Annotated in this window: 28 protein-coding genes; 16 read left to right on the forward strand and 12 right to left on the reverse strand. The window is 47.8% G+C overall.

Going from position 1 to position 21,348, the window contains the following annotated elements; all coding sequences use genetic code 11:
* Positions 1–650: 650 nt before the first annotated feature.
* Together HCX92_RS09135 and HCX92_RS09140 are read right to left on the reverse strand one after the other, a co-directional pair.
* Positions 651–1,121: a hypothetical protein gene (locus HCX92_RS09135; RefSeq protein WP_169294634.1), complete on the reverse strand. Its 471-nt coding sequence runs from the start codon at positions 1,119–1,121 to the stop codon at positions 651–653.
* Positions 1,122–1,130: 9 nt separating this feature from the next.
* Complete coding sequence (locus HCX92_RS09140; RefSeq protein ID WP_169294635.1) at positions 1,131–1,271, reverse strand: hypothetical protein; 141 nt, start codon at positions 1,269–1,271, stop codon at positions 1,131–1,133.
* 434 nt (positions 1,272–1,705) lie between these two features.
* On the opposite strand from HCX92_RS09140, the gene HCX92_RS09145 reads away from it, so the two are divergent.
* The 15 genes from HCX92_RS09145 (at position 1,706) to HCX92_RS09215 (ending at position 9,842) form a co-directional block, all read left to right on the forward strand.
* On the forward strand, positions 1,706–1,984 hold the full coding sequence (locus HCX92_RS09145) for a hypothetical protein (RefSeq protein WP_169294636.1): 279 nt from the start codon (positions 1,706–1,708) through the stop codon (positions 1,982–1,984).
* An 8-nt stretch (positions 1,985–1,992) separates the two neighbouring features.
* On the forward strand, positions 1,993–2,355 hold the full coding sequence (locus HCX92_RS09150) for a hypothetical protein (RefSeq protein WP_169294637.1): 363 nt from the start codon (positions 1,993–1,995) through the stop codon (positions 2,353–2,355).
* Positions 2,348–3,208 (forward strand): DUF2303 family protein, encoded by an 861-nt coding sequence (locus HCX92_RS09155; protein WP_169294638.1) that lies wholly within the window; start codon positions 2,348–2,350, stop codon positions 3,206–3,208. The genes HCX92_RS09150 and HCX92_RS09155 overlap by 8 nt, the downstream gene beginning before the upstream one ends.
* Positions 3,208–3,852: a hypothetical protein gene (locus tag HCX92_RS09160; RefSeq protein WP_169294639.1), complete on the forward strand. Its 645-nt coding sequence runs from the start codon at positions 3,208–3,210 to the stop codon at positions 3,850–3,852. Before HCX92_RS09155 ends, HCX92_RS09160 begins: the two co-directional genes overlap by 1 nt.
* Positions 3,836–4,264, forward strand: coding sequence for a hypothetical protein (locus HCX92_RS09165; RefSeq protein ID WP_169294640.1), 429 nt, complete (start codon positions 3,836–3,838; stop codon positions 4,262–4,264). Before HCX92_RS09160 ends, HCX92_RS09165 begins: the two co-directional genes overlap by 17 nt.
* 180 nt (positions 4,265–4,444) lie before the next feature.
* The gene (locus HCX92_RS09170; RefSeq protein ID WP_211182330.1) at positions 4,445–4,846 is read left to right on the forward strand and encodes a hypothetical protein; all 402 of its coding nucleotides are present in this window, start codon (positions 4,445–4,447) and stop codon (positions 4,844–4,846) included.
* Positions 4,843–5,070: a hypothetical protein gene (locus tag HCX92_RS09175; RefSeq protein ID WP_169294641.1), complete on the forward strand. Its 228-nt coding sequence runs from the start codon at positions 4,843–4,845 to the stop codon at positions 5,068–5,070. The genes HCX92_RS09170 and HCX92_RS09175 overlap by 4 nt, the downstream gene beginning before the upstream one ends.
* Positions 5,067–5,360 carry a hypothetical protein gene (locus HCX92_RS09180; protein WP_169294642.1) on the forward strand — a complete coding sequence of 98 codons (294 nt, stop codon included), beginning with the start codon at positions 5,067–5,069 and terminating at the stop codon, positions 5,358–5,360. The genes HCX92_RS09175 and HCX92_RS09180 overlap by 4 nt, the downstream gene beginning before the upstream one ends.
* Complete coding sequence (locus HCX92_RS09185; RefSeq protein ID WP_169294643.1) at positions 5,357–5,851, forward strand: SAM-dependent methyltransferase; 495 nt, start codon at positions 5,357–5,359, stop codon at positions 5,849–5,851. The genes HCX92_RS09180 and HCX92_RS09185 overlap by 4 nt, the downstream gene beginning before the upstream one ends.
* A 281-nt stretch (positions 5,852–6,132) precedes the next feature.
* Positions 6,133–6,774 (forward strand): hypothetical protein, encoded by a 642-nt coding sequence (locus HCX92_RS09190; RefSeq protein WP_169294644.1) that lies wholly within the window; start codon positions 6,133–6,135, stop codon positions 6,772–6,774.
* Positions 6,771–7,172 (forward strand): hypothetical protein, encoded by a 402-nt coding sequence (locus tag HCX92_RS09195; RefSeq protein ID WP_169294645.1) that lies wholly within the window; start codon positions 6,771–6,773, stop codon positions 7,170–7,172. The genes HCX92_RS09190 and HCX92_RS09195 overlap by 4 nt, the downstream gene beginning before the upstream one ends.
* 154 nt (positions 7,173–7,326) lie before the next feature.
* Positions 7,327–7,587 carry a hypothetical protein gene (locus HCX92_RS09200; RefSeq protein WP_169294646.1) on the forward strand — a complete coding sequence of 87 codons (261 nt, stop codon included), beginning with the start codon at positions 7,327–7,329 and terminating at the stop codon, positions 7,585–7,587.
* A 59-nt stretch (positions 7,588–7,646) separates the two neighbouring features.
* On the forward strand, positions 7,647–7,877 hold the full coding sequence (locus HCX92_RS09205; protein WP_211182331.1) for a DUF4224 domain-containing protein: 231 nt from the start codon (positions 7,647–7,649) through the stop codon (positions 7,875–7,877).
* An 85-nt stretch (positions 7,878–7,962) separates the two neighbouring features.
* The gene (locus HCX92_RS09210) at positions 7,963–8,772 is read left to right on the forward strand and encodes a tyrosine-type recombinase/integrase (RefSeq protein WP_248290029.1); all 810 of its coding nucleotides are present in this window, start codon (positions 7,963–7,965) and stop codon (positions 8,770–8,772) included.
* Between the two features lie 293 nt (positions 8,773–9,065).
* Complete coding sequence (locus tag HCX92_RS09215; protein ID WP_169294649.1) at positions 9,066–9,842, forward strand: IclR family transcriptional regulator; 777 nt, start codon at positions 9,066–9,068, stop codon at positions 9,840–9,842.
* 85 nt (positions 9,843–9,927) lie between these two features.
* Here the strand turns inward: HCX92_RS09215 and HCX92_RS09220 are convergent, their stop codons facing one another.
* The 9 genes from HCX92_RS09220 to HCX92_RS09260 form a co-directional block, all read right to left on the reverse strand.
* Positions 9,928–11,094, reverse strand: a complete 1,167-nt coding sequence (locus tag HCX92_RS09220) for an acyl-CoA dehydrogenase family protein (RefSeq protein ID WP_169294650.1) — start codon at positions 11,092–11,094, stop codon at positions 9,928–9,930.
* Positions 11,091–12,308 (reverse strand): CaiB/BaiF CoA-transferase family protein, encoded by a 1,218-nt coding sequence (locus HCX92_RS09225; protein WP_169294651.1) that lies wholly within the window; start codon positions 12,306–12,308, stop codon positions 11,091–11,093. The genes HCX92_RS09220 and HCX92_RS09225 overlap by 4 nt, the downstream gene beginning before the upstream one ends.
* Position 12,309: 1 nt before the next feature.
* Positions 12,310–13,248, reverse strand: coding sequence for a tripartite tricarboxylate transporter substrate binding protein (locus HCX92_RS09230; RefSeq protein ID WP_169294713.1), 939 nt, complete (start codon positions 13,246–13,248; stop codon positions 12,310–12,312).
* A gap of 70 nt (positions 13,249–13,318) precedes the next feature.
* Positions 13,319–13,693 carry a cupin domain-containing protein gene (locus HCX92_RS09235; RefSeq protein ID WP_169294652.1) on the reverse strand — a complete coding sequence of 125 codons (375 nt, stop codon included), beginning with the start codon at positions 13,691–13,693 and terminating at the stop codon, positions 13,319–13,321.
* Positions 13,694–13,849: 156 nt separating this feature from the next.
* Positions 13,850–14,869, reverse strand: a complete 1,020-nt coding sequence (locus HCX92_RS09240; RefSeq protein WP_169294653.1) for an ABC transporter ATP-binding protein — start codon at positions 14,867–14,869, stop codon at positions 13,850–13,852.
* 3 nt (positions 14,870–14,872) lie between these two features.
* Positions 14,873–15,652 carry an ABC transporter permease gene (locus tag HCX92_RS09245; RefSeq protein WP_169294654.1) on the reverse strand — a complete coding sequence of 260 codons (780 nt, stop codon included), beginning with the start codon at positions 15,650–15,652 and terminating at the stop codon, positions 14,873–14,875.
* Entirely contained in the window at positions 15,645–16,481 is an 837-nt protein-coding gene (locus HCX92_RS09250) for an ABC transporter permease subunit (RefSeq protein WP_248290030.1), read from the reverse strand. The genes HCX92_RS09245 and HCX92_RS09250 overlap by 8 nt, the downstream gene beginning before the upstream one ends.
* Positions 16,478–17,293: an alkaline phosphatase family protein gene (locus tag HCX92_RS09255; protein WP_169294655.1), complete on the reverse strand. Its 816-nt coding sequence runs from the start codon at positions 17,291–17,293 to the stop codon at positions 16,478–16,480. The genes HCX92_RS09250 and HCX92_RS09255 overlap by 4 nt, the downstream gene beginning before the upstream one ends.
* Before the next feature lie 10 nt (positions 17,294–17,303).
* Positions 17,304–18,353 carry an ABC transporter substrate-binding protein gene (locus HCX92_RS09260; protein ID WP_169294656.1) on the reverse strand — a complete coding sequence of 350 codons (1,050 nt, stop codon included), beginning with the start codon at positions 18,351–18,353 and terminating at the stop codon, positions 17,304–17,306.
* A gap of 311 nt (positions 18,354–18,664) precedes the next feature.
* Between HCX92_RS09260 and HCX92_RS09265 the strand changes: the two genes are divergently transcribed.
* Positions 18,665–19,921, forward strand: coding sequence for an MFS transporter (locus HCX92_RS09265; protein ID WP_169294657.1), 1,257 nt, complete (start codon positions 18,665–18,667; stop codon positions 19,919–19,921).
* Between the two features lie 4 nt (positions 19,922–19,925).
* On the opposite strand, the gene HCX92_RS09270 is transcribed toward HCX92_RS09265, so the two are convergent.
* Complete coding sequence (locus HCX92_RS09270) at positions 19,926–21,233, reverse strand: hemolysin family protein (protein ID WP_169294658.1); 1,308 nt, start codon at positions 21,231–21,233, stop codon at positions 19,926–19,928.
* Positions 21,234–21,348 lie beyond the last annotated feature (115 nt).

The following is a 21,348-nucleotide window of genomic DNA, read 5'->3' on the forward strand; positions in this document are numbered from 1 at the left end:
CCACATGCCGGCAGGAGTAAAAGGCATGGAATCCTGATAACAGAGGAAGTTTGGCAATAATGGGTTTGCCGTATCTATCTATCAGGAGCCGGTAACGGGCGCGAAAGGAAGAAGGAACGCGCAAATATTCCTCATCCAACCAAGCCTGCCCGAAGCCTGAATATCAGGGTGTTGTCGAGAGGCTTGGCAAAGGCATTCGAAAGAGTGCCATCTATTGAGCAGGTTCTTGCCTGCCGTTATTCACCCGGCACCAATTAACCAATTGCACAGAAAATTGATGAACGAATTAAAACAGAATCCTGCTTAATAGATTTCGGTAACCGGTTTGGCTCTTGATTTATTCACCAGCCCGGTTACCGAAGTCTGACAGCTTCGTGTTATAGCCTCGCCCAGCCCAGCATATAGGGTTAAAGGCCGGTTCGCAACGGTGGGCACATAAGCGAGAACGGTAGCAGATAGTGATCTGTGATGTAAGGCACCAGCGCCTGATTTCTGACTCCTTGCAATACGGTTTTTGCTGGTTTTCCGAGATAAACCTGCACCCTTAAGAAAGAGCGCGGGCGTGAAAAAATGCACCTACAGGTAACTTTAATTGACCTTCCCAGGGTCGTTATACTAGCTGAGGGGATCGCTCTTTTTCTTAAGGGTTACTAAAACCGGAATTCCGGATACTCACCAGCAAACCAAACGGCAAGCTTTTCATTCCATTTGAGTGGTCTTTCTTTTTCATTCTCGTCCAGACTTTCATTATGGATCCCTTGGATTGCCAAAGAGGCAAGACGGGCAGGATGATATAAGGAATCAACGGTATCTGAGTCGGTTTTGGAGAGCTTTATCAGCTTATTCTTAATTTCTTCTTCAGTAATCAAGCCCTGTTCTTGCCGATGATATAGCTTCAAATATTTGCAATATTGTGATTTTGCAGACTGCCCTTTCTGCCCTGGTGAATATACCAGCTGAAAAGCTGTAACAGCCGCAATGAATGCAGCAACCACTACCCCGCCCTGGTTAACAACCAGCAAGGCCAGAAATAACAATAAAAATGAGCATAATTTATCTAAACGAAGATAAAACTTGTACATCATTTTTTCATATAGCATTGAAAGAGCTAATTCTGGCATGGTAGTTCCTTATTTTTTCTGGCCTCCCGTTGTGGCAGGAGGAGTAACCGGTTTAGGGGCTGGCGTTTTGTAATAATGCGCCTTCTCAACTCTATCTGGCGCCTTGGGCAATTGATTAGGCTGCGCGCCACCCTTCGTTTTATCGCTCATATGTACCTCATGATGATGGGTTGTTTTGTGGAAATTACATCCTATCACATTTACTGACCAAGTAATAAACGTGGTGACCGCCGGGAAAGTCCGGCATTCAACAGTAGTTGCCACTCCCTTCCCGCAAAAAAACCAAGGAATAATCATGTGCAAATTCAACGTGAACGGACTGCCTATCCTGGCAGATTCTGTAAGTCAAGCTATTGCCATTTTCTATGAAAGCCACTCATCAAATCCGTTTATACGGCTTGTGGTTAAGCCCTGGTGACGGTCTGACTGCCTAACTCTGATACTTTTCGCGGAGCAACCTGCAATGAAGCCATCCCGCGTTGATCTTTTGGAAGCGGCACGACTGGCCAAGCTGACTATCCCCATTGATGTGGCCCTGTCAATACCTGCCCTGGCCTACTGCTTAAACCAAACCGCAATTACCGTTGCAAAAAAAAGATTATCAACCCAACCAGCCAGGCCAGATTTTAAGAAACTGGCTGCTGGCGATTCTGAATGAGGCCCCCATGAATCCTGAAATATACAACTCATTAACTGAATTTTGCTACCCGGTTGATCACGAATACGATCCACTGACCGGTGCCTGGACGCACCAAGAAAGCGAACAATCATCCGCTGGTCTCTGGCTCATGCTGATTGCCATTTTTGCGGCCTGCGTCTTGTATTTGGCCAGCGTGTGGTCTGACCTTATTTTTATTCTTTAGGAAATTTTATGGCTCAAATTCCATTTGAACAAACCATTCAGCGAATCCGCTCTGGCATGTTGTGCCTGGAGGCCACGGAACAGCTTGCGCAAGTCGTCAAAGCTGTTGAAGAAACCGGAAAGCCGGGTGAGTTAAACATCAAGATCACCATTAAACGGCTGGGCCGATCTGGGGCACTTGATATCAGCGACAAAGTCACTAGCAAGGTGCCAAAAGAGCAGCCCATCACTACCATGATGTTTGTATCACCCGAGGGCAATCTATTAACCGAAGACCCCCGGCAAAGCAAGCTGGATCTGAAAACCGTTCCTGTCACTGGATCCAGTGACGTTATTTCTATCAATCACAAAAAGGTCAGTAACAATGAATGAATTGAACGAAAACATTGCTCAAACCATCTTTGATAAAGCCCGGGAGCCACTGGAATTGCGGCATAGCCTGCAAACCGGAACGCTGCTGGCCATACCAGATGGATGGAGCCTGAAAACGGACGCTGAAATGGAGCGTTTACAAGAGCGCCCATTTCGCAAAAAAGGAAATATTACATTCACAACATCGGAATCGTTTGTCGATTATGTGAACTTGCATAAAACGGAAGAAACACGTATTTATGCCGTTTCTTCAGAAAATTCCCCGCTGGTAGTTAAGGCTGTTTTCAACGAACACCAGCCTGCCCAAGCGTTGCCAGGCTGGTGTGATTTTACCGCCGCCTTTGTGCCAAAAACCGCATTTGAATGGGAGACATGGACAAAGAATGATCGCAAGCCAATGTCTCAATTCGATTTTGCTGTATTCGTTGAAGAAAACCTCAAAGATATTTACCAACCACCTGCTGAATCTGGCCAGGCCACAATGCCCAGCGGTGCCCAGATGCTGGAAATGGCCATCAAATTTGAAGTGAACAGCGAAAAGCGGCTTAAGTCAACTATCCGGCTGCAGTCTGGTGGCTCAAATCTGGATTTTGTCGATAACGATGATGCGGCCACAGTTGAGCGCATGTCTGTTTTCGATAAATTCAGTATCGGCATTCCGGTGTTTTGGAAGGCCCAGGGCTATGTTCTAAATGCCCGGCTTCGCTATCGCAATCAAAGCGGAAAATTGGCATTGTGGTATGAATTAATCCGTCCAGATTTGACTGTTGACGATGCAGTTAATGACGCCCTTGATCTGATTGAAAAAGGTACTGAAATCAAAACAATGCAAGTACGAAGGATCGATTTGTAATGAGCAAGAACGATAAATTCATAGTCATTGGGCTGGCTGGACGCGCCAGGGCCGGCAAGAACACGGTTGCTGAGATTCTGGAGTCCATCGAGCCTGGATTTTGTCAGTGCGCTTTTGCGGATGCTTTGCGCATTGAGGTAATCGATGCTTTCAAGGTTGGCAGTGATGTATTCAACAATGATGACCTGAAGGAAAGAAAAGATCCCGCGCTGGCTATCATTCGCTGCGGTGACATTGAGTTTATCGACCGAATGACTGCCCTTGGCCACAATCTGATTACACCCAGAACACCGCGTGAAATTATGCAACTTTGGGGTACCGAATACCGACGCAATCAGATTAGTGATTACTGGATAGATAAGCTGTCGCTGTTCATTCATGAGCAAATCAAATGTGGTACCCGTAAATTTGTTGTGACGGATGTCCGGTTTGAGGATGAGGCGCAGCTGATCAAGAGAATGAATGGCAATGTATGGCTGATTCAGCGTGACGCGGCCGACAGCAAGCCGGCCAGGCACCGGTCTGAGCAGATTAATAGCATTAGCAGCATTGATAAAACGATCATCAATAACCGGGATCTGTTTTCATTGACCTGCAGCGTTATGGCGATTTACGAGGATTCTGTTAATGAAGAAGCGTTCTAACCGAAAGCCCCGCCCCATCAAGATACCCGTCACCGGCTTGCGCAGCCGCGTGGCTCTTGATGCCAGGCTGGCATATCAAGTTTTGTGCCTGCAACCGAATGTCGAAAAGTACGACGATCTGATTGATATTTTTAACACGATGGCGATTATTGCCGAAAACGACAAACGGTTTGAGCCTGAAAAAGTGTTCCTAGGCGGTGCTGCCAGGGCATTGATTCAAGCTCGGGAGCTGATTGCCAACCAAGTGAAGCTGCCGCAACGACTGCTTGAGCCGATCAGAATCGGCATCAATACGATTGACGACATGCTGCCCAGAGTTGATGTGGCTTTTTTATTTAATGCTGAGCGAACCGCGGTAGCGTTGGCTATGGAAAAAATAGAGGTTGATAATGCGAAAAAAACTAATAGTTAATAAATTGACCAAGAACAGAGAATACAGAACCCCAAAAACTGCCTCATGGGAAAGAGCTGCCGAATTTTACGGTGATCAGAGAATGGCCATGTGTGCCAGTAACGTGACAGACAAGCCGGTTAACTTGCGTAATGAAAACGTATTGAAGGCACTTGGCCAGGCGCGAAAAAGGGAATCGAAATGAAGAAAATAACTTTAGTTTTAATGGCTGCAATAGCATTATCAGCGTGCGACACAGACTCAAAAGTTGCATCAAGAAATTTGAGCAAAGCGGCTGATATGTTTGAAATTGACCGCCGCATTGTGTTCTACAACGGCATAACAGATCAGTACATTTTAACAATTGAAGGCCGTTGCTCTATTGATACGAATGCTACAAACACATCATTTCATGTCACCTGCAAGACTGGCCCAAACGAATTTAAGAAGCATTTCCTTGGTCTGTCGGATAACGTGACCTATTTTGCCGAGCAGCTGGATGGCGCTGATGTGAGTGTTTATCACTACAGGGTTGTGTTCAAGCCGCAAACAATTGTGCGGGATGTTGATTTTCGGGGCGATGGGAAGGAGGTTTTGAAATGAACTTTGATAAAGCCAATGAATGGCTGAAACAGACTTTCCCTCAGCTTAATGGGTACGAAATCAGGGCATATACATATGATCTTTATTTCTCAGCAACACAACTGGATGAAGATGCTGAATTCCGGCCAGCACCGGATGGTTATATTTATGCCATTGCCCGTGTGAGGATTTACGACGACACCTGGGGCGGTGATGTCGTTCTTTTGATGCCGGAGGATTTGTGAATCAAGATCAAATTAGGGAAATATTCCTTGATGCCGGCTTTGAAATAAAGCCCGGTGAAACCGACCTGAAACCGTATGTTTATGCAGCTGCTGAAGCGTTGTTAAATCATCAAAAAAAGGATGTGTTAGCTGATATCAACATCCTTTCGACAATCATTTTCGCCCTGGCCATGGCTGGCGGCTTTGACGTTAATAAAAGAGCGCCTCTTCCGCCCAATTCGATAAGAGCGAAAGCAAAAGCCACTTCAATCTCGGACATTATCGATGAAATCGGCAGGGATTGGTCATGACCCAATTGCCACTAATTCTTGATCCCTGCTGTGGTCCAAAGGGTATGTGGTTTGATACCAAAGATTCCCGCTGCTTATTCGGTGACATCAGAAGCGAAACTATCACAGTCACTGATAGAACTCACAAGCAAGACGGCACCAGGACAATTCAAATAACGCCGGATTGCATTTTTGATTACCGGAATATTCCGTTTCCGGATGAATCATTTTGGCATGTTGTTTTTGATCCACCTCATCTTGTGCGGGCTGGCAACAAAAGCTGGCTTGCAAACAAATATGGTGTTTTGGGTCTGGACTGGAAAGACGATTTAAGGCGCGGCTTTGAACAATGTTTTCGTGTTTTGAAAACAAACGGCACCCTGGTCTTTAAGTGGAATGAAACCCAAATTCCAGTGCGTGAAGTCCTTGGCTGTACTGATAGAAAGCCGCTTTACGGGCATCGCTCAGGCAAGCACAGCAAAACACACTGGATTGTTTTTATGAAGGATTGAAATGTTAAGACTACTTAAATTCCTGCTCACTGGCGATTGGCATTTACACCGGTGGAAAACGATTGATGAGGCCGAGGCCAGTGATGAGTGTGGCCAGAGCTGGACTCGTTATTACTGCAAATGTGAGATTTGCGGAAAACATAAAAAATTTGATTGAGGGATGAAATGAACTACGAAAAAGAACGCGAAGCATTCGAGCATTGGGTATCAGAATTCGGATTAAACGTATCGACCGAGGACGGACTTTATAGGAGCCATGTTGTGGGCTGGATGTGGCACACATGGCAAGCACGGGCAAATCTATGCACAAAGGAGCAGGAATGAACATAAGACCACTTGAATCACTCACCAAAGAAGAGCTTATTGAGCTGATCAAGTATGAGCGTGCAGACCATTGTGAGGACATCCTCCATATGGCCCCCAAAGGCTGGCAGTTAGTGCCGTTTGCTCCCACGCCAGAAATGACAGAAGCCGCTGAAGATGCTTACATGCCATTTGGCGAGATGGAAATTGCAATTTTGGCAGCTATTAGTGCCGCCCCGCAGCCTGATCAGATTCCCGATGCTGGGAAAATGGTTGTCTCAGATCGTAGTATGAAAGAGATCAAAGCAGCGCTTGCTGGCGCAAAAGGCAAAGAGCATACGCTCATATTCAGCGCAAAAGAGGTGCGCGGTTTGCTGAATACTATTGTCAATCAGAACCAGCGAATCGAACGATTTGAGAAGAAAATAGCGGACCATATTGCGCAAGACCGCAAAATGCAAACTGATACCGATATGCTTGATTGGCTGATTGAGAACGAGGCTCTTATTTGTCATTCAGTTACGGACAATTCGTATGAGATATGGTTTGGTATTGATAATATTGAAACAGGAAAAACGGCACGCGAAGCCATCACAAAAGCCATGCGAGGTGAGGAATGAGCAATTTAAAAAGCCTGCGTGTTTTCACAAAATCCGACGGCCATTTGGGTAAAAGAGGCGCGGGCAGCAATCGAAAAGGCAACAGGAGCCCAGAAATGACAGATAGAGAATTACTTGAGCTGGCAGCAAAGGCGGCACTGGGCAAAACATGCATACCAAACCAACCGGAAGACATGGTGATGAAAGGATGGGCCCCGCTTGAAGATGATGGCGCCGCTTTTCGCCTGGCTGTATGTCTGGGTATACGTATTGGATTCAGCCCCGTAGCTTACGCCGATACCCCATCGGGGATTCGTTTTTTTGGACGTGATGCTGTCAGTGATGGAGCTGATAAATACGCAAGAGCACGCCACGCCATCGTGCGCGCAGCTGCTGAAATTGGAAGGAGTATGAAATGAGGAAAAAACCGATACCAGCAAAACTCACCCGGCCAAAAGAGTACCGCACACCCAAGACGTTACCCTGGGAACGTACAGCGGAACTTTACGGGGAGCAGGCCATGTCTTTGGGCCAGACCAGGGCCAAGGAATATAACGGACTTGGGGGTAATAAATGATCATCACAGCGCCCAAGAATTTCAAGGCACACGGCACCCTGCCCGATGGCACGATGCTGTTTTCAAACAAGAATTATTCGGTTGCCATTCAGCTGGATAAGCAAGAGCCGATAGTAAGCGTCAATGCGCGGGGCATTAGCCGTACAAAGGAAAGTGATGCTGTCGAAATCTTGCGCAAATTCGGCATTACTCATTTTGAGAGGTTTTCGCCACGGCACCGACACAATGCTGTTTATTTTAGGATTTTGAATGAGTGAGCAAAACTGCTTACTGAGATAACGAAAACCAGATGGAGGATATAAAAAAGGACGTGTTTATGCTAACTTTATCGGAAGATGAAATTAAAGAGGTTACTCAAAAAAGCACCCGTAAAGCACAAGCAAAGGCTTTGGAGCACATGGGGGTGCCGTTTAGAACAAGGCCCGATAAAACGATTGTTGTTCTTCGGGCAGCACTAGAAGCGAGTTTAGGCTATGCGACCACGAACAAAGGACCGCCACCTCCCCGCGTGCGTTTACCAAAAGCACGGGGCCTACTGGTACGTTAAGAAAAACAAATGGACAAAGTTAGGGGTTGACTTACATGAGGCGCTGATTGCTTATGCGCGTATCGTTGCCCCTGCTGATGGCTTTATGCCTGATCTTATTGATAAAGCCATGCCAGCCATTATTGATGGAAAATCACCAAGCACACAGCAACAATACACTTACGTAGCCTCTTTGCTCAAAGAGGTTTTTGCTGAGTTTATGCCAGATCAAGTCCGGCACGGTGATATTGTCCAAATGATGGATATGTATAAAGATAACTACGCGACTGGCAACCGCATGTTGACAGTTTTGAAGTTGGTTTTTCAGTGGGCGCTTGATCGCGGAATTATCAATTTTAATCCTGCGATTTCAGTGAAAAGGCATAAGCAGCAAACGCGCGACCGACTTATAACGACAAACGAGTACCAAGCTATTTACAAAAATTGCCCGGACTGGATGCAGGTCATTATGGATGTATGTTTTTTGACTGGCCAACGGATTGGTGATGTGCTGCATATCAAGCGGTCAGACTTGAGAGAGGATGGCATATATTTCCAGCAACAAAAAACCGGCAAAAAACTGATTGTCGCCTGGACGCCAGAATTATCTGCCGCTATTGAACGTGCCAAGGCGGCACGCAAGCAAACCATCAGCATGACGCATCTATTCACAACCCGCGGTGGCGTTGTTCGTGCTCACTCAAACGTCTGGAAAACATTCAAGAAAGCTGCTGCCGAGGCTGGTGTTGAGAACGTCACATTACACGATTTACGCGCCATGTCCGGCACTGAAGCCGACAACCAGGGCATTGATTCACAGAAACTTCTTGGGCATACAGACAGACGCACAACGCAAATTTATCTCCGTGATAAAACAGCAAAAGTGGTACAAGGCCCACGCAAAAAAGCGCAATAGTATTAGACAGTTATAGAAATCTTAGACAATTTATAAAAATAATTTATATAAATCAATGGATTATAAAATGATAATGTACTCGGTCATGCCTTGTCCGCGCTGCCTGAAACGGGCTTTTTTCATGGGGTTCTCCTTATAAATAAGCAACAGGCATAGTTTGCTACCACCCGCATGGATCAACAATTCGCAAAAACCGAAATAGCCAAAAGCATCATGGACAAACAGGACCATTTTGCAAATGAGCGCACACCCCCTATAATTTGCCTTCATCCATTTGAATTATTGCCTGTGCCATGACAGATAAACCCATCCCACGCCAAGCATCCAAAGAAACCAATGTCAAAACGGCGCTTCGGGTGATTGAAATCATTGAAATTTACGCCAAGGAATGCCGTCCCCTGGCCCTGTCTGAACTGGCGAAATTGCTGAATGCCCCCATGTCGAGCTGCCTTGCGCTTATCAGGACACTGGTCAGTTTGGGGTATTTGTATGAAACCAATCGCAGGGCCGGTTACTACCCTACCGGACGGCTGCTGGCCATGGCACAGAAAATATCCGCTGCTGACCCCATTCTGGAACGTATTTACCCAAGCCTGGAAGAGTTGCGCAACATCACGAATGAAACGGTGGTGATTGGCAAATTGCATAACAACCAAAAAGTACTTTATCTGGAAGTTTTGCCTTCCGCCAATCCGATTCATTATGTGGCAATGGCCGGTGAGCAAAAAGAAATTAATGCAAACTCATTGGGTAAGGCCCTGTTTTCAACCCTGGGTAACGATGAAAAGGAAGAAGTGCTAAGCCATCTTCCTTTTCACGCCTTCAATACCAAAACCATTGCTGGCAAAGCGGCTTTTCTGGCAGACATCGAACAATCATTGCAAAGGGGCTGGTTTGGAAATTTTGGTGAGTCCATTCCCGATGTGGGTGCCTTGGCCTGGCCAGTCAAGCTTTCTGGCAGCTACTATGCCATTTCGATTGCCGGACCCTTGTACCGGATTCAAGCGAATCTGGAAGACTTCGCCCAAAAACTAAGAGTCATCAGTACGTTTATTGAAAAATCCGCCTGAACAGGATGAACAAGGCGAACAAACCATTAAGTCCGGCGCACTTTCATATCTGAAAAGCAGCCGGACCCATTTAACTTTAATGTATTTAATACGACTTGGGCAGGCCCAGTACCTTTTCCGCAATAAAACACATAATCAGCTGCGGACTGACCGGGGCAATACGCGGAATGAAACTCTCTCTTAAATAACGTTCAACATGATATTCCTTGGCATACCCCATGCCCCCCAGGGTTTGGATGGCCGTTTGGCACGCATTGAATGCCGCTTCCGCAGCCAGATATTTGGCTGTATTGGCAAATTCACCGCACGGTTTATTGCTGTCATACAAACTGGCGGCCTTGCTGACCATCAGGTCTGCGGCTTCCAGATGCATCCAGGCCTGTGCCAACGGGTGTTGAATTCCCTGATTGGTTCCTATAGCCCGGCCAAACACTACCCGCTCTTTGGCATACCGGCTGGCCTTTTGCAGGGCAATCTGTCCCAGCCCCACCGCTTCGGAAGCAATCAGAATCCGTTCCGGGTTCAAGCCATGAAGAATATATTCAAAACCCCGCCCTTCTTCACCCACCCGGTCTTCTTCGGGAATTTCCAGTCCGTCAAAAAACAGCATGTTTGAATCCACGGCCTTGCGTCCCATTTTTTCAATTTCACGCACCTCAACATAATCCCGGTTCAGATCGGTATAGAACAAGGACAGGCCCTGGGTAGGCTTGCTGACTTCTTCAAGCGGTGTGGTACGCGCCAGCAACAGCATTTTCTCTGCCACCTGGGCAGTGGAAATCCAGATTTTACGGCCATGAACAATATATTTATTGCCCTGTTTAACGGCTCTGGTTTTAAGCTTGGTGGTGTCAAGCCCGGCATCGGGTTCAGTAACGGCAAAGCAGGCTTTTTGCTTGCCCTGGATAAGGGGTGGCAGGGCACGCTGTTTTAAGTCTTCCGAACCAAACACCACCACCGGATTCAGGCCAAAAATATTCATATGCACAGCCGATGCACCGGTAAAACCGGCCCCGGAACGGGAGATGGTTTTCATCAACAAGGCGGCTTCGGTCATTCCCAGGCCCGCACCACCATACTCTTCAGGCATGGCAATGCCCAGCCAGCCCGCTTCAGCCAGTGCCTTGTAAAACGCCTCAGGATATTGGCCATCAGCATCCCTGGCATGCCAGTAATCATCATCAAAATCGGCACATAAGTTTTCTACTGCCTCCACCAGCATCTGCTGGTCGTTGTTCAGCTCAAAATTCATGGTTTACTTCTTCCTGTATTATTAATCAGAGAATCAATCACCGACTGATCCAGATCCGTTTCTTTTAAAACTTCTTCGGTATGCTCACCAAGACTGGGCGCATGGCGGTATATTTTTAAAGGTGTTGCCGAATATTTGCCCAACGTGCCCGGGGTACGAATCCGTCCCTCGGTCGGATGATCCATTTCCACAACCTGCTCAACCGCTTTGATATGCGGGTCTTCCACCAAATCTTCCACACTATATAAAGGAGCCGCCGGAATATCCGCCCGGGCAAAACAATTCAGCCAGTATTCGCTGTTTTTTTCAACAAGAATCTGCGCCACAAAACTGTAGACCTCGGCAATATTGTCGGCACGCACCGAATGACTGGAAAATATGGATCCCTCCAGCAAATCTTCCCGGCCAATCAGGAGCAGGAAGTTTTTCCAGTGTTTATCGTTATAAATCAATACGCTGATGTGGCCATTGGCGGTTTTATATGGTTTGCGATGCGTGGCCAGCAAACGGGCATAACCCATATCCCCTTTTTCAGGCACGAAAGTTTTTCCACCCAGATGATCTCCCAGCACAAACTGGCTCATCCCCTCAAACATGGGAATCTCGATTGACTGGCCTTTGCCCGAAGCCCTGCTTTGAATGACACCGGCCAGACAGGCAATGGCTGCCTGCAAGCCAATGGTTCTATCTGCCAGCGTAAGGGGCACATAGCGGGGCTCATCACCCGAGTTTTTCTCGTACAAGACGGGGATACCGGTCATGCCCTGGATCAGGTCGTCATAAGCCGGTTTTCCTGCATAGGGGCCGTCAGTCCCAAAACCGTAGGCACCGGCATAAACAATGGCAGGATTAACCGCGCAAACGTCTTCATAAGATAGTCCAAGCCGCGCCATGGCCTGCGGACGCACATTGTACAGAAACACATCTGCCGTTTTTGCCAACGCCAGGCAAGCCAACCTACCCTGCTCTGTTTTCAAATCAAGCACAATGGAACGCTTATTACGGTTCAAATGTAAATAAAGTGCCCCCATATCTTCATTAACCATTGGGCCCACTTTTCGCATGTTGTCACCAGATGGCGGCTCTATCTTAATCACATCTGCCCCCAAATCAGCCAGCATCTGGGTGGCAAACGGCCCCATAACCACCGAGCTTAAATCAAGTACTTTGATGCCGCTCAATGGCCCCGGGTTTGGTTCATGATGATTATTCATATTATTTTTGCTCAATGCCAGCCGCCTTGATCAAGTCGCCCCACAACACATATTGCTGCTTCACGAAATCAGCAAATTCCTGCTGGGCTCCACTAAAAGCATCAAACCCCAGATTGGCCAGTTTTTGCTTGATCTCTTTATCTTCCACAATCTCATTGATGGTTTTATTCAAGGTTTGAACGACCTCATCCGATAAACCGGCAGGTCCAAGAAAACCATTCCAGGAATTAATATCAAAATTATTAATGCCTGCGGCCTCCATAGAGGGTAACTCTGGCAACAAGGCACTGGGCTTGGCCGTTGATACCGCCAAAGCCTTAACCTTATTGGACTTCACGAAAGGAATACCTGAAGCCAGATCGGTAAACATGAAATCAACCTGCCCGCCAATCAGATCGGTGATTGCCTGAGGCGTGCCTTTATAGGGCACATGCAAAATATCAATATCAGCAGTATTACCCAATGTTGCCCCTGCCACAATTCCGGTACTGTTTCCCGAAGCATAACTTAACTTGCCAGGATTGGCCTTGGCATACTCAACCAAGTCCTTGACCGTTTGATAAGGTTTGCTGGCATGAGTAATTAAAATAAAAGGCAAATTTCCACCGCGTGCTACAGGCGTAAAATCGTTAACCACATCATAAGATACATTTTTCATTAGCCAGGGTGCGGCAGATAAAGGTGTATTAGTGGAAATTAATATCGTATAGCCATCGGGTTTGGATTTTGCAACATGCTGCGCTGCAATTGTCGCATTGGCACCGGGTTTGTTTTCAACAATCACTGGCTGTCCTAAACGGGATGACATTTCTGAAGCAAAAATACGTCCTACCGCATCTGTGCCGGAGCCAGCTGGAAAGGGTACCACCAGCGTAATAGGCTGTTCCGGGTAAGCTGCCAATACGCTACTGCTGAAAAGACTCAGGGCCAGAGCAGTCATTTTTTTCTTGATATCTGTTTTATACATTATGTCTCCTTTAAATTTTAATTTGGTTTTATCCAGCCATTGCCTAACGAATGACTCTTTCCGGCTTTTCTTCATATGGGGGTGAGTAAATAATAAGTACTCTGGCAGGCTCTTCGCTGGTAACGGTAAAAATGTGTTTTTTATAAGGAGGAAAATAACAGCAATCGCCCGGCTCCAGTTTGCCTTTCTCTCCATCCATTTCCACATCGGCGCTACCGGAAATCAAATAACAGACCTGCTCAAGGTCTGGATGCGCATGTGGCAGTGCCCCCTGGTTTTTTTCTATTGTCCCGATCAGGACTTCCATGTGTTTTGCGCCTACCGTTTCAGCACTGATCAACCTTTTGTTAACGGTACCCGTATGATTGGCTGGACTATACCCTTCAATTGCGTTTTCTTTAACAATCCATTTATGCATAAATACCCTCTTCTATTAAATTCCCATATGTGAATTAATTTTCACACACATAAATTATTTTGTATTTAAGGGTAATTACTAAAATTGCCATTCGGCCATAAAAAATGCCTCCCGCCGCTACTTGAGCGAAGGAGGCAATTTGTTTTTTTTACCGCTTTAATTATCCAAAACCACACACTCACAAGGATCAATGCGCAGGTATACTTTGCTGCCGATGTCCAGCTTGGGCAAAAACCGGTTGTTTAGGCTGTCTACGGTTAACACTGTGTTTTCTGCCCTCACCTTGAAGCGCACCACACTACCCAGCAAATGTTTCTCGGTAATAATAGATGCAATCGGCTGGGAAACCTTTTTGCCAAAAGACAGGGAAGGATGATCCAGGATAATCGCTTCGGCCCTGATAGCCACACCATTAGGTGTTTGCAAGCCAAGCCAGCGCTGCGTATTGCCTGCATCCAGAAAATTGTAGGTGCCCATGAACTGTGCCACCATATTGCTATTGGGCCGTGCATACAACTGCTCTGGCGAACCCGATTGCTCGATACGGCCCTGGTTCATTAAAAAAATCCGGTCTGACATGGTCAGGGCTTCTTCCTGATCATGGGTGACAAAGATGGTGGTTAGCTGCAACTCTTGCTGCAATTGGCGGATTTGCTGTCGCAAATGGCGGCGAATACGGGCATCCAGTGCAGACAGGGGCTCATCCAGCAACAAAATACGAGGCTCCATAACCAGGGCCCGGGCCAGGGCCACCCTCTGACGCTGGCCGCCCGACAGCTCATGTGGCATGTTTTTTTCCTTGCCTTGCAATTCGACCCGCGCAATCGCCTGCCCCACCTTCTCTTGAACCAACCCCTTGTCCATTTTGCGCAAATTCAGGCCAAAGGAAATATTGGCTTCCACGGTCATATTGGGAAACAGGGCATAACTTTGAAAGACCATGCCAATACCCCGATGCTGGGCCGGCGCAAACGTGATGTTTTCATTGTCCACCTGAATATACCCGCTATCAGGCTGGGTCAAGCCTGCAATGCAACGTAACAAGGTAGACTTGCCACAACCGCTTGACCCCAACAAAGTCACAAACTCACCTTTTTCAATGGTAAAACTCAATTCATCAAGAATAACGGAATCGCCAAATCGCTTGGCCAAATTGGAAACGGTTAAATAAGACATGATTTAAGCTTTATTGAAACGGTTGGCAAGCAAGGTAAACAGCAGAATGAACACAAAATAGCTGATCACAATAGCACTGGTAAAATGACCACTGGTCTGGCGCATATTGAACAGGTAAATCTGCAGGGTTTCAAAGCGGGTTCCCACCAGCATATTGGCAAAAACGAATTCACCAAACAGCAGTGAAAAAGCAATGAACCAGGCCGAGGCAATGCCCTTGCGGATATTGGGCAGCACCACTTGCATAAACCCCTGACAACTGCTGGCGCCCAACAAACTGGAGGCATCCATCAAATCATGCAGGTTCAGGGCCCGCAGATTATTAACCAGGGAACGATACATAAAGGGCAACACAATCGTGAAATAGCAGCCCACCAGAATCCAGGGAGTACCCATCATGGGTGAGCCGGCATAAATTTGCAGCAAGCCTGCCGTGGCAACAATTGGCGGCATGGCAAATGGAAGCAGAATCACCAGATCCATGATTTTCTGCCATTGCCGATAACGGTATTCCATCATAAAAGCCAATGGCAGAATCACCAGTAAGCTAACGATAATGGAAACCATGCAAAGTAAAACAGATCGGCCAAAGGCCATCAGAAAGCGAGGATCGCTCCAGAGTTGCACATACCACTTCAAGCTTAAGGCATCAGGCAAAATGGTTGCGCCCCAGGAAGTTGAAATGGAATACAAAAAAGTGGCCAGCAAGGGCACCAGCAAGATCAACATAACCACGCCAATCACAAGCAGATGCATGCCCTGTCTGGAGTCCTGTTTATGCATAACGTCTCCTGCGCATCAGCCACTGGTTAATCATGGTGACCATGACCAGCTGTACAACCAGAACAATGGAAAGCGCCGCGGCCAGGTTCGGGTTCAGGGAAATATCACCGGCCACCAGGGCCCCGATACGAATCGGGATCAGGTTAACATTACTGGCCGTGAGCGCAAAAGCCGTGGCATATGCACCCAGTGCATTGGCCAGCAACAACACAAAAGTACCCAGTAAGGAAGGGAAAAGAATGGGCAGCACCACCTTGCGCCAGTAATCAAAAGTACTGGCGCCCAGCAATCGGGATGCTTCCTCCCAGTCATCCTTCAGGGCATCAAATGCCGGGTAAAGCAGCAAAATAGCCAAGGGAATCTGAAAATACGTATACACCACCGTCAAGCCGGCACGGGTGTATAAATCAAACCCGTTCAGAAACCCCGTTTTATTCAACAACAACGTAATGGCACCATTGGTTCCCAAAATAATAATGAACGCAAATGCCAGGGGCACGCCGGCAAAGTTATTGCTCATATTCACAAAGGCAATCACCCATTGCCGAACCCTGCCTTGCACGAATCGTAAGGACGAAGTAGCCAGCAGGCCAATCAGCAGTCCCAGAAAACTGGAGTACAGTGATAACCAGAAACTGTTTTCAATGGCAATCAGGTAAAACTTGCTACTTAAAATTTTTTTATAATTGGCCAGCGTAAAACCACCCTCGTCTGCCATAAAACTGTTAACCAGCACCCAATAGGTGGGAGCCAGGCAAAAAGCGCCCAGCATCAACACAAAAGGAACAAAGAGCCATAAATGGGCCCTGGAAGGCTTGGCGAGCATCATGAGAGGAAAGATTTCAGTTCATCGTTCCGGTTGACGGCAAGACCCAAGGCCAACGCACACAAATCCCGTATCTGAACCTGTTTGATTTCAGTGCCCGCAGCCTTGTGATTAAACCCCTGCCCCACCAGGAAAAGCGGCACTTCCCTTTCCTCGGGCAAATGCCCGCCATGGCTACGATCGACATTCATTCCATGATCGGCAGTGACAATAATTTTATAACCCTGCTCCTGCCAGACAGGCAAATAGTGCGACAACAACACGTCCACTTTACGGGCCGCATTACGGTAATCGGCACTGTCCCCACCCGAACGATGCCCCATATCATCCACATTCATGGTATGAATGAAAAGAAAATCGGGATCATGGGTTGTGCGCAAATGCTCGGCATCCAGCAATAAATGGGAGTCTGGATAGGTATCTTCATGATAGAAGATACCATGCTGAATAGCCAATGAAGAATCATTGGTAAAACGGTCGCGCACCGCATCATACGGTGCGCGGTTATAAAGTTCACTGATCCAGCTGTAAGCAGCGGCCGCTGTTTTCAGCCTAGCCTTGCGGGCAAGATGAAAAATGCTTTCCTGTTTGGAAAGTTGCACAATCTGGTTATGCCGGATACCGGACACCACCGGATTGCTGCCCGTTAAAATACATTCGTATAAAGGACGGGACAGCGATGGCAGCTCGCACTGCAGCTTGAACACCGAGGCCTGGCGGCTTTCACATAACGCATGCAAATAACCCATGGCGTGCCTGGCCACATGCCAACCCAAGCCGTCGATAAGAATCAGTATAACTTTATGTTGATGCATGGTTTTGGACTTATTGATGAATCAGCACATGTTCCTGCATCAGCTCAGGCAGCTTCTTGGACAAGGCATCCCAGGCGGCCTGGTCTTTGATGGGCTGAACATTTTTGTACGCTTCGGCAGGCAACAACCTGGCTTTGGCTTCTTCAGTCAACACAACCTTGTCGCGAATGGGACGGGCATAACCCTTGGCCAGATTGTTTTGGCCTGCATCGCTAAAGATGTATTCACGCGCCAGTTTGGCCGCATTGGGGTGCTTGGCGTATTTATTGATAATAGTGGCATAACCCGCCATGATTGAGCCATCTTCAGGAATCACAACGGTAAAACGCTTGGGATCAATCTGGTCACGATAGTTAAGTGCATTGAAGTCCCACAGCACCCCCACTTCCACTTCACCTTTTTCAAGTGTGGCCAGTGTGGGATTGCTTAATGACAGACGTTTTTGCCTGGCCAGTTCACCAAACAGTTCCAGGGCTGGGGTCACGTTTTTTTCATTGCCACCCAAGGCAACCGCCGCAGCCAGCACTGCATTGTTGGCCTGTGCCGCTACGCCGACATCTCCCAACGTAACCTTATACTTGCCAGAGGTCAGGTCTTTCCAGCTTTTGGGTGCGTTTTTAACCGTGTCATTATTGATGATGAAAGCGATTGCGCCGGTATAAGCCACTGCCCAATGACCTTCCTTGTCTTTCGCCCATTCAGGAATTTCATTCCAGGTGGTGGGTTTGTAGGCCTGGGTCACTCCCTTGTCAACCGCGATAGGGCCAAAACTTTGGCCAACATCGCCAATATCAGCCGTTGCGTTTTCTTTTTCTGCCGCAAACTTGGCAATTTCCTGTGCCGAAGACATATCGGTATCCTGGTGTTCCAGCCCGTAGTTGGTTTTCAGGTCAGCCCAGGTATCTTTCCAGTTAGCCCATGAGTCAGGCATACCCACACTATCCACACGACCTTCTTTTTTTGCCGCCTCAATAAGCGAAGTCAAATCAGCGGATTGTGCCTGTGCCACCAATGGCAACGATGCCAGACAGACTGCCAGCCATGCTTTTTTCAAACTCATTGTTCTTCCTTGGGAAAATAAACAAGGCACACAATATGCCTTTTGCATAAGAATAAGGAGGAACCGAGTATAAGGATGCTTTATTGCCAATTCATGACATGCACAACAAATTGCAAGGCATTAAGCAAACACCCTTATTCGGCATACAGCCATGTCATGCAAAACAGATAACAGCCTATCATTACCAGTATCAGGTATAACCAATACCAGTATAAGAAATGGTCTTGTTCATCATTCCCATTTCCCATCATAATAAATCTGACTTTTATCAATTTAAAAATCCAATCACTTCATCAGTCAAAGGCACAGCAATGCAAACAATCCAAGAGGAAAGCCAGGAAGAACATTGGAAACGCAACCTGTACGTGTGCGTATTCGGTTCATTTACCACCTTAATGGCCATGACGCTGGTGCTGCCATTTCTGCCCATCTACATTGAGCAACTGGGAGAAACCGACCCCGAATCCATTATTCGCTGGTCAGGTTATGCTTTTAGCGCCACCTTCCTGACAGCGGGCCTGATGGCTCCCGTCTGGGGTAAGTTTGCCGACCATTTTGGCCGCAAGCCCATCTTGATCCGCGCCAGCCTGGGGATGGCCTTTTGTATTGCCTTAATGGGCATGGTGGGGAATGTGCAGGAGCTGTTTGGCCTGCGTCTGTTAATTGGCATTTTAGGTGGGTATGCCTCTGGGGCCACGATTCTGGTGGCCACCCAAACCCCCAAAGCACATACCGGCTGGGCCGTAGGCACCCATGCTGCCGGCATGTTGGCGGGCAACCTGCTGGGGCCGTTGGTGGGTGGATTGCTGCCCGGTTATATTGGCATTAGAAATACTTTTTTTCTGGCTGCCGGGGTTATTTTTATTGCTTTTCTGGCAACGGCCTTTTTAATTAAAGAAACCCGTTTCAAACGGAAGGCGGCTGCCAGCCAAATCGTGAACAAATCCGATGGTTTCTGGCAAAACGCCCCCAGCCGCAACCTGGTCCTGTTAATGCTTGGCTGTGCCGCCCTGTTAATGTTTGCCAATTACTCGGTTGAACCCATCATCACCCTGTACATGGCCAGCCTGCACACCCTCACGCAAAACATTCCATTGCTGGCTGGTATTGCCATTTCAGTCACTGCCTTTGGCAGCCTGCTGGGATCGGCCAGAATTGGCCGACTGGGTGATCAGAAAGGCCATCTTTGCGTGCTGGTTGCCTGTTTCCTGTTTACCGCCCTGACCCTGCTTTTACAGGCCTTTGCCTGGGCTGACTGGCAATTTATTGTATTAAGGTTTTTAATGGGGATTGGCTTAAGCGGCCTGATGCCAGCCATTACCGCCCTGATCCGGCATAATGTGTCGGGCCATATTGCCGGCACCGTACTGGGTTACTCAACGTCTGCCCAATATCTTGGCATGGTCCTGGGCCCGGTTGCCGGTGGCATGGTGGCAAACCTGTATGGAATGACGGCCGTATTCATCATGACTGCAGGCATCATGGCCACAGCCGCCTTGCTGATTGGCATATCAAGAAAGCGCCAGCACAAGGTGGCTTCCCACTTGATTAACCCAATCAACCGTTAAAACTTTATTTTTCTTCCTCATGCCGGGTCACCAGTACCTGGTCAATCCGGTAATTGTCAATATCCACCACTTCGAACTTGTAGCCCTCATACAAGACGAAGTCGGTGGGACGTGGCACTTTACGCAGCTTGTACATGATGAACCCGGCCATGGTTTCGTAATTGTTTTCAAAACCCTCAAATTCCTTAATGGTCAGGGCGGCCATCACCTCCTCGATAGGTGTCATGCCGTCCATCAGCCAGGAATGGTCATCGCGTTTTACAATCCACTCTTCCTGCAGGGAACCCACCAAATCCCCCATCACGGTACTCATGACATCTTGCAGGCTTAGCAGGCCCACCACCAGTGCGTACTCATTCACCACCAGACTGAAATCTTCCTTGGCTGCCCGGAACTGCTCAAGCGCCTCGAACAGGGTGAGTGTATCGGGCAGCACCAGCACCTTGCGGACAATGGGGGCGGTTCTAAGAGATAAATCCTTGCCCTGCAGGATACGGGGCAAAATATCCTTGGAATCCACATAACCAATCACGTGGTCCAGCGTATCCTGACAGACCGGAAACTTGCCATGTGGAAATTCGGCGATTTTCTGGCGGATATTTTCTTCGGTTTCATTCAGGGAAAAATACACAATGCTTTCACGTGGCGTCATGGCAGAAGGCACAATGCGCGAATCCATCTCGAACACGTTGCGAATCATGTATTGTTCCTGCTGCAAGACTCCACCGCCCTGTGCGCCGGCTTCGGCCAGGGCCACAATATCATCACCGGTAATTTCCTCTTCGCGCACTTGCGGTACCCGCATAAGACGAAGAATGAGATTGGCCATACTGCTGAACAACCACACCAGGGGCGCAAACACCAGCATGCAAAACTTCATGGGCTTGACCACAGCCATGGCCTGTTTTTCAGGCCGGGCCATGGCAAGGCGCTTGGGAATCAGGTCTGAAAACATCACAAACGAGGCCGTGACCAGTAAAAAGGACAGCAAAAATGACCAAGTGCCCAGCATAGGCCCGTTGTAAATAACCGAAACAAGTGTGGCCACATAAGGTGACAAGGCGCTTTCACCGACGATACCGGCCATAATCGCTACCGCATTTTGCCCGATCTGGATCACGGTAAAAAAGTTGCCGGGGTTTTCCTGCAAGGCCAGCACCTCTTGTGCTTTGGCATTACCCTCATTGGCCAGCAGACGCAGCTTGATTTTGCGTGAAGCGGCCAGGGAAATTTCCGAAATGGAAAAGAAACCACTGATAATAATCAGCAGCAAAAGAAAAAACACGTGTGTGAGCAAATCACCAACCGACATAAACAACCACTAAGAGTCTGTAACCCTGTGATTTTGTACCATTTGACAGGAAATGGCAATGGAAACCGGCTTCTTAGAGGCATGGTTTCCCCTATCGCTGAACCATTATGCGTCC

This window comes from Advenella sp. EE-W14, from assembly GCF_012923605.1.
Lineage (GTDB): Bacteria > Pseudomonadota > Gammaproteobacteria > Burkholderiales > Burkholderiaceae_B > Advenella > Advenella alkanexedens.

Excerpts from the sequence above, each read along its gene's own strand:
- HCX92_RS09135 (WP_169294634.1), bottom strand. The coding sequence starts at position 1,121 with ATGCCAGAATTAGCTCTTTCAATGCTATATGAAAAAATGATGTACAAG.
- HCX92_RS09140 (WP_169294635.1), bottom strand. The coding sequence starts at position 1,271 with ATGAGCGATAAAACGAAGGGTGGCGCGCAGCCTAATCAATTGCCCAAG.
- HCX92_RS09150 (WP_169294637.1), top strand. The coding sequence starts at position 1,993 with ATGGCTCAAATTCCATTTGAACAAACCATTCAGCGAATCCGCTCTGGC.
- HCX92_RS09155 (WP_169294638.1), top strand. The coding sequence starts at position 2,348 with ATGAATGAATTGAACGAAAACATTGCTCAAACCATCTTTGATAAAGCC.
- HCX92_RS09160 (WP_169294639.1), top strand. The coding sequence starts at position 3,208 with ATGAGCAAGAACGATAAATTCATAGTCATTGGGCTGGCTGGACGCGCC.
- HCX92_RS09165 (WP_169294640.1), top strand. The coding sequence starts at position 3,836 with ATGAAGAAGCGTTCTAACCGAAAGCCCCGCCCCATCAAGATACCCGTC.
- HCX92_RS09170 (WP_211182330.1), top strand. The coding sequence starts at position 4,445 with ATGAAGAAAATAACTTTAGTTTTAATGGCTGCAATAGCATTATCAGCG.
- HCX92_RS09175 (WP_169294641.1), top strand. The coding sequence starts at position 4,843 with ATGAACTTTGATAAAGCCAATGAATGGCTGAAACAGACTTTCCCTCAG.
- HCX92_RS09185 (WP_169294643.1), top strand. The coding sequence starts at position 5,357 with ATGACCCAATTGCCACTAATTCTTGATCCCTGCTGTGGTCCAAAGGGT.
- HCX92_RS09190 (WP_169294644.1), top strand. The coding sequence starts at position 6,133 with ATGGCAAGCACGGGCAAATCTATGCACAAAGGAGCAGGAATGAACATA.
- HCX92_RS09195 (WP_169294645.1), top strand. The coding sequence starts at position 6,771 with ATGAGCAATTTAAAAAGCCTGCGTGTTTTCACAAAATCCGACGGCCAT.
- HCX92_RS09200 (WP_169294646.1), top strand. The coding sequence starts at position 7,327 with ATGATCATCACAGCGCCCAAGAATTTCAAGGCACACGGCACCCTGCCC.
- HCX92_RS09205 (WP_211182331.1), top strand. The coding sequence starts at position 7,647 with ATGCTAACTTTATCGGAAGATGAAATTAAAGAGGTTACTCAAAAAAGC.
- HCX92_RS09210 (WP_248290029.1), top strand. The coding sequence starts at position 7,963 with ATGCCTGATCTTATTGATAAAGCCATGCCAGCCATTATTGATGGAAAA.
- HCX92_RS09215 (WP_169294649.1), top strand. The coding sequence starts at position 9,066 with ATGACAGATAAACCCATCCCACGCCAAGCATCCAAAGAAACCAATGTC.
- HCX92_RS09220 (WP_169294650.1), bottom strand. The coding sequence starts at position 11,094 with ATGAATTTTGAGCTGAACAACGACCAGCAGATGCTGGTGGAGGCAGTA.
- HCX92_RS09225 (WP_169294651.1), bottom strand. The coding sequence starts at position 12,308 with ATGAATAATCATCATGAACCAAACCCGGGGCCATTGAGCGGCATCAAA.
- HCX92_RS09230 (WP_169294713.1), bottom strand. The coding sequence starts at position 13,248 with ATGACTGCTCTGGCCCTGAGTCTTTTCAGCAGTAGCGTATTGGCAGCT.
- HCX92_RS09235 (WP_169294652.1), bottom strand. The coding sequence starts at position 13,693 with ATGCATAAATGGATTGTTAAAGAAAACGCAATTGAAGGGTATAGTCCA.
- HCX92_RS09240 (WP_169294653.1), bottom strand. The coding sequence starts at position 14,869 with ATGTCTTATTTAACCGTTTCCAATTTGGCCAAGCGATTTGGCGATTCC.
- HCX92_RS09245 (WP_169294654.1), bottom strand. The coding sequence starts at position 15,652 with ATGCATAAACAGGACTCCAGACAGGGCATGCATCTGCTTGTGATTGGC.
- HCX92_RS09250 (WP_248290030.1), bottom strand. The coding sequence starts at position 16,481 with ATGATGCTCGCCAAGCCTTCCAGGGCCCATTTATGGCTCTTTGTTCCT.
- HCX92_RS09255 (WP_169294655.1), bottom strand. The coding sequence starts at position 17,293 with ATGCATCAACATAAAGTTATACTGATTCTTATCGACGGCTTGGGTTGG.
- HCX92_RS09260 (WP_169294656.1), bottom strand. The coding sequence starts at position 18,353 with ATGAGTTTGAAAAAAGCATGGCTGGCAGTCTGTCTGGCATCGTTGCCA.
- HCX92_RS09265 (WP_169294657.1), top strand. The coding sequence starts at position 18,665 with ATGCAAACAATCCAAGAGGAAAGCCAGGAAGAACATTGGAAACGCAAC.
- HCX92_RS09270 (WP_169294658.1), bottom strand. The coding sequence starts at position 21,233 with ATGTCGGTTGGTGATTTGCTCACACACGTGTTTTTTCTTTTGCTGCTG.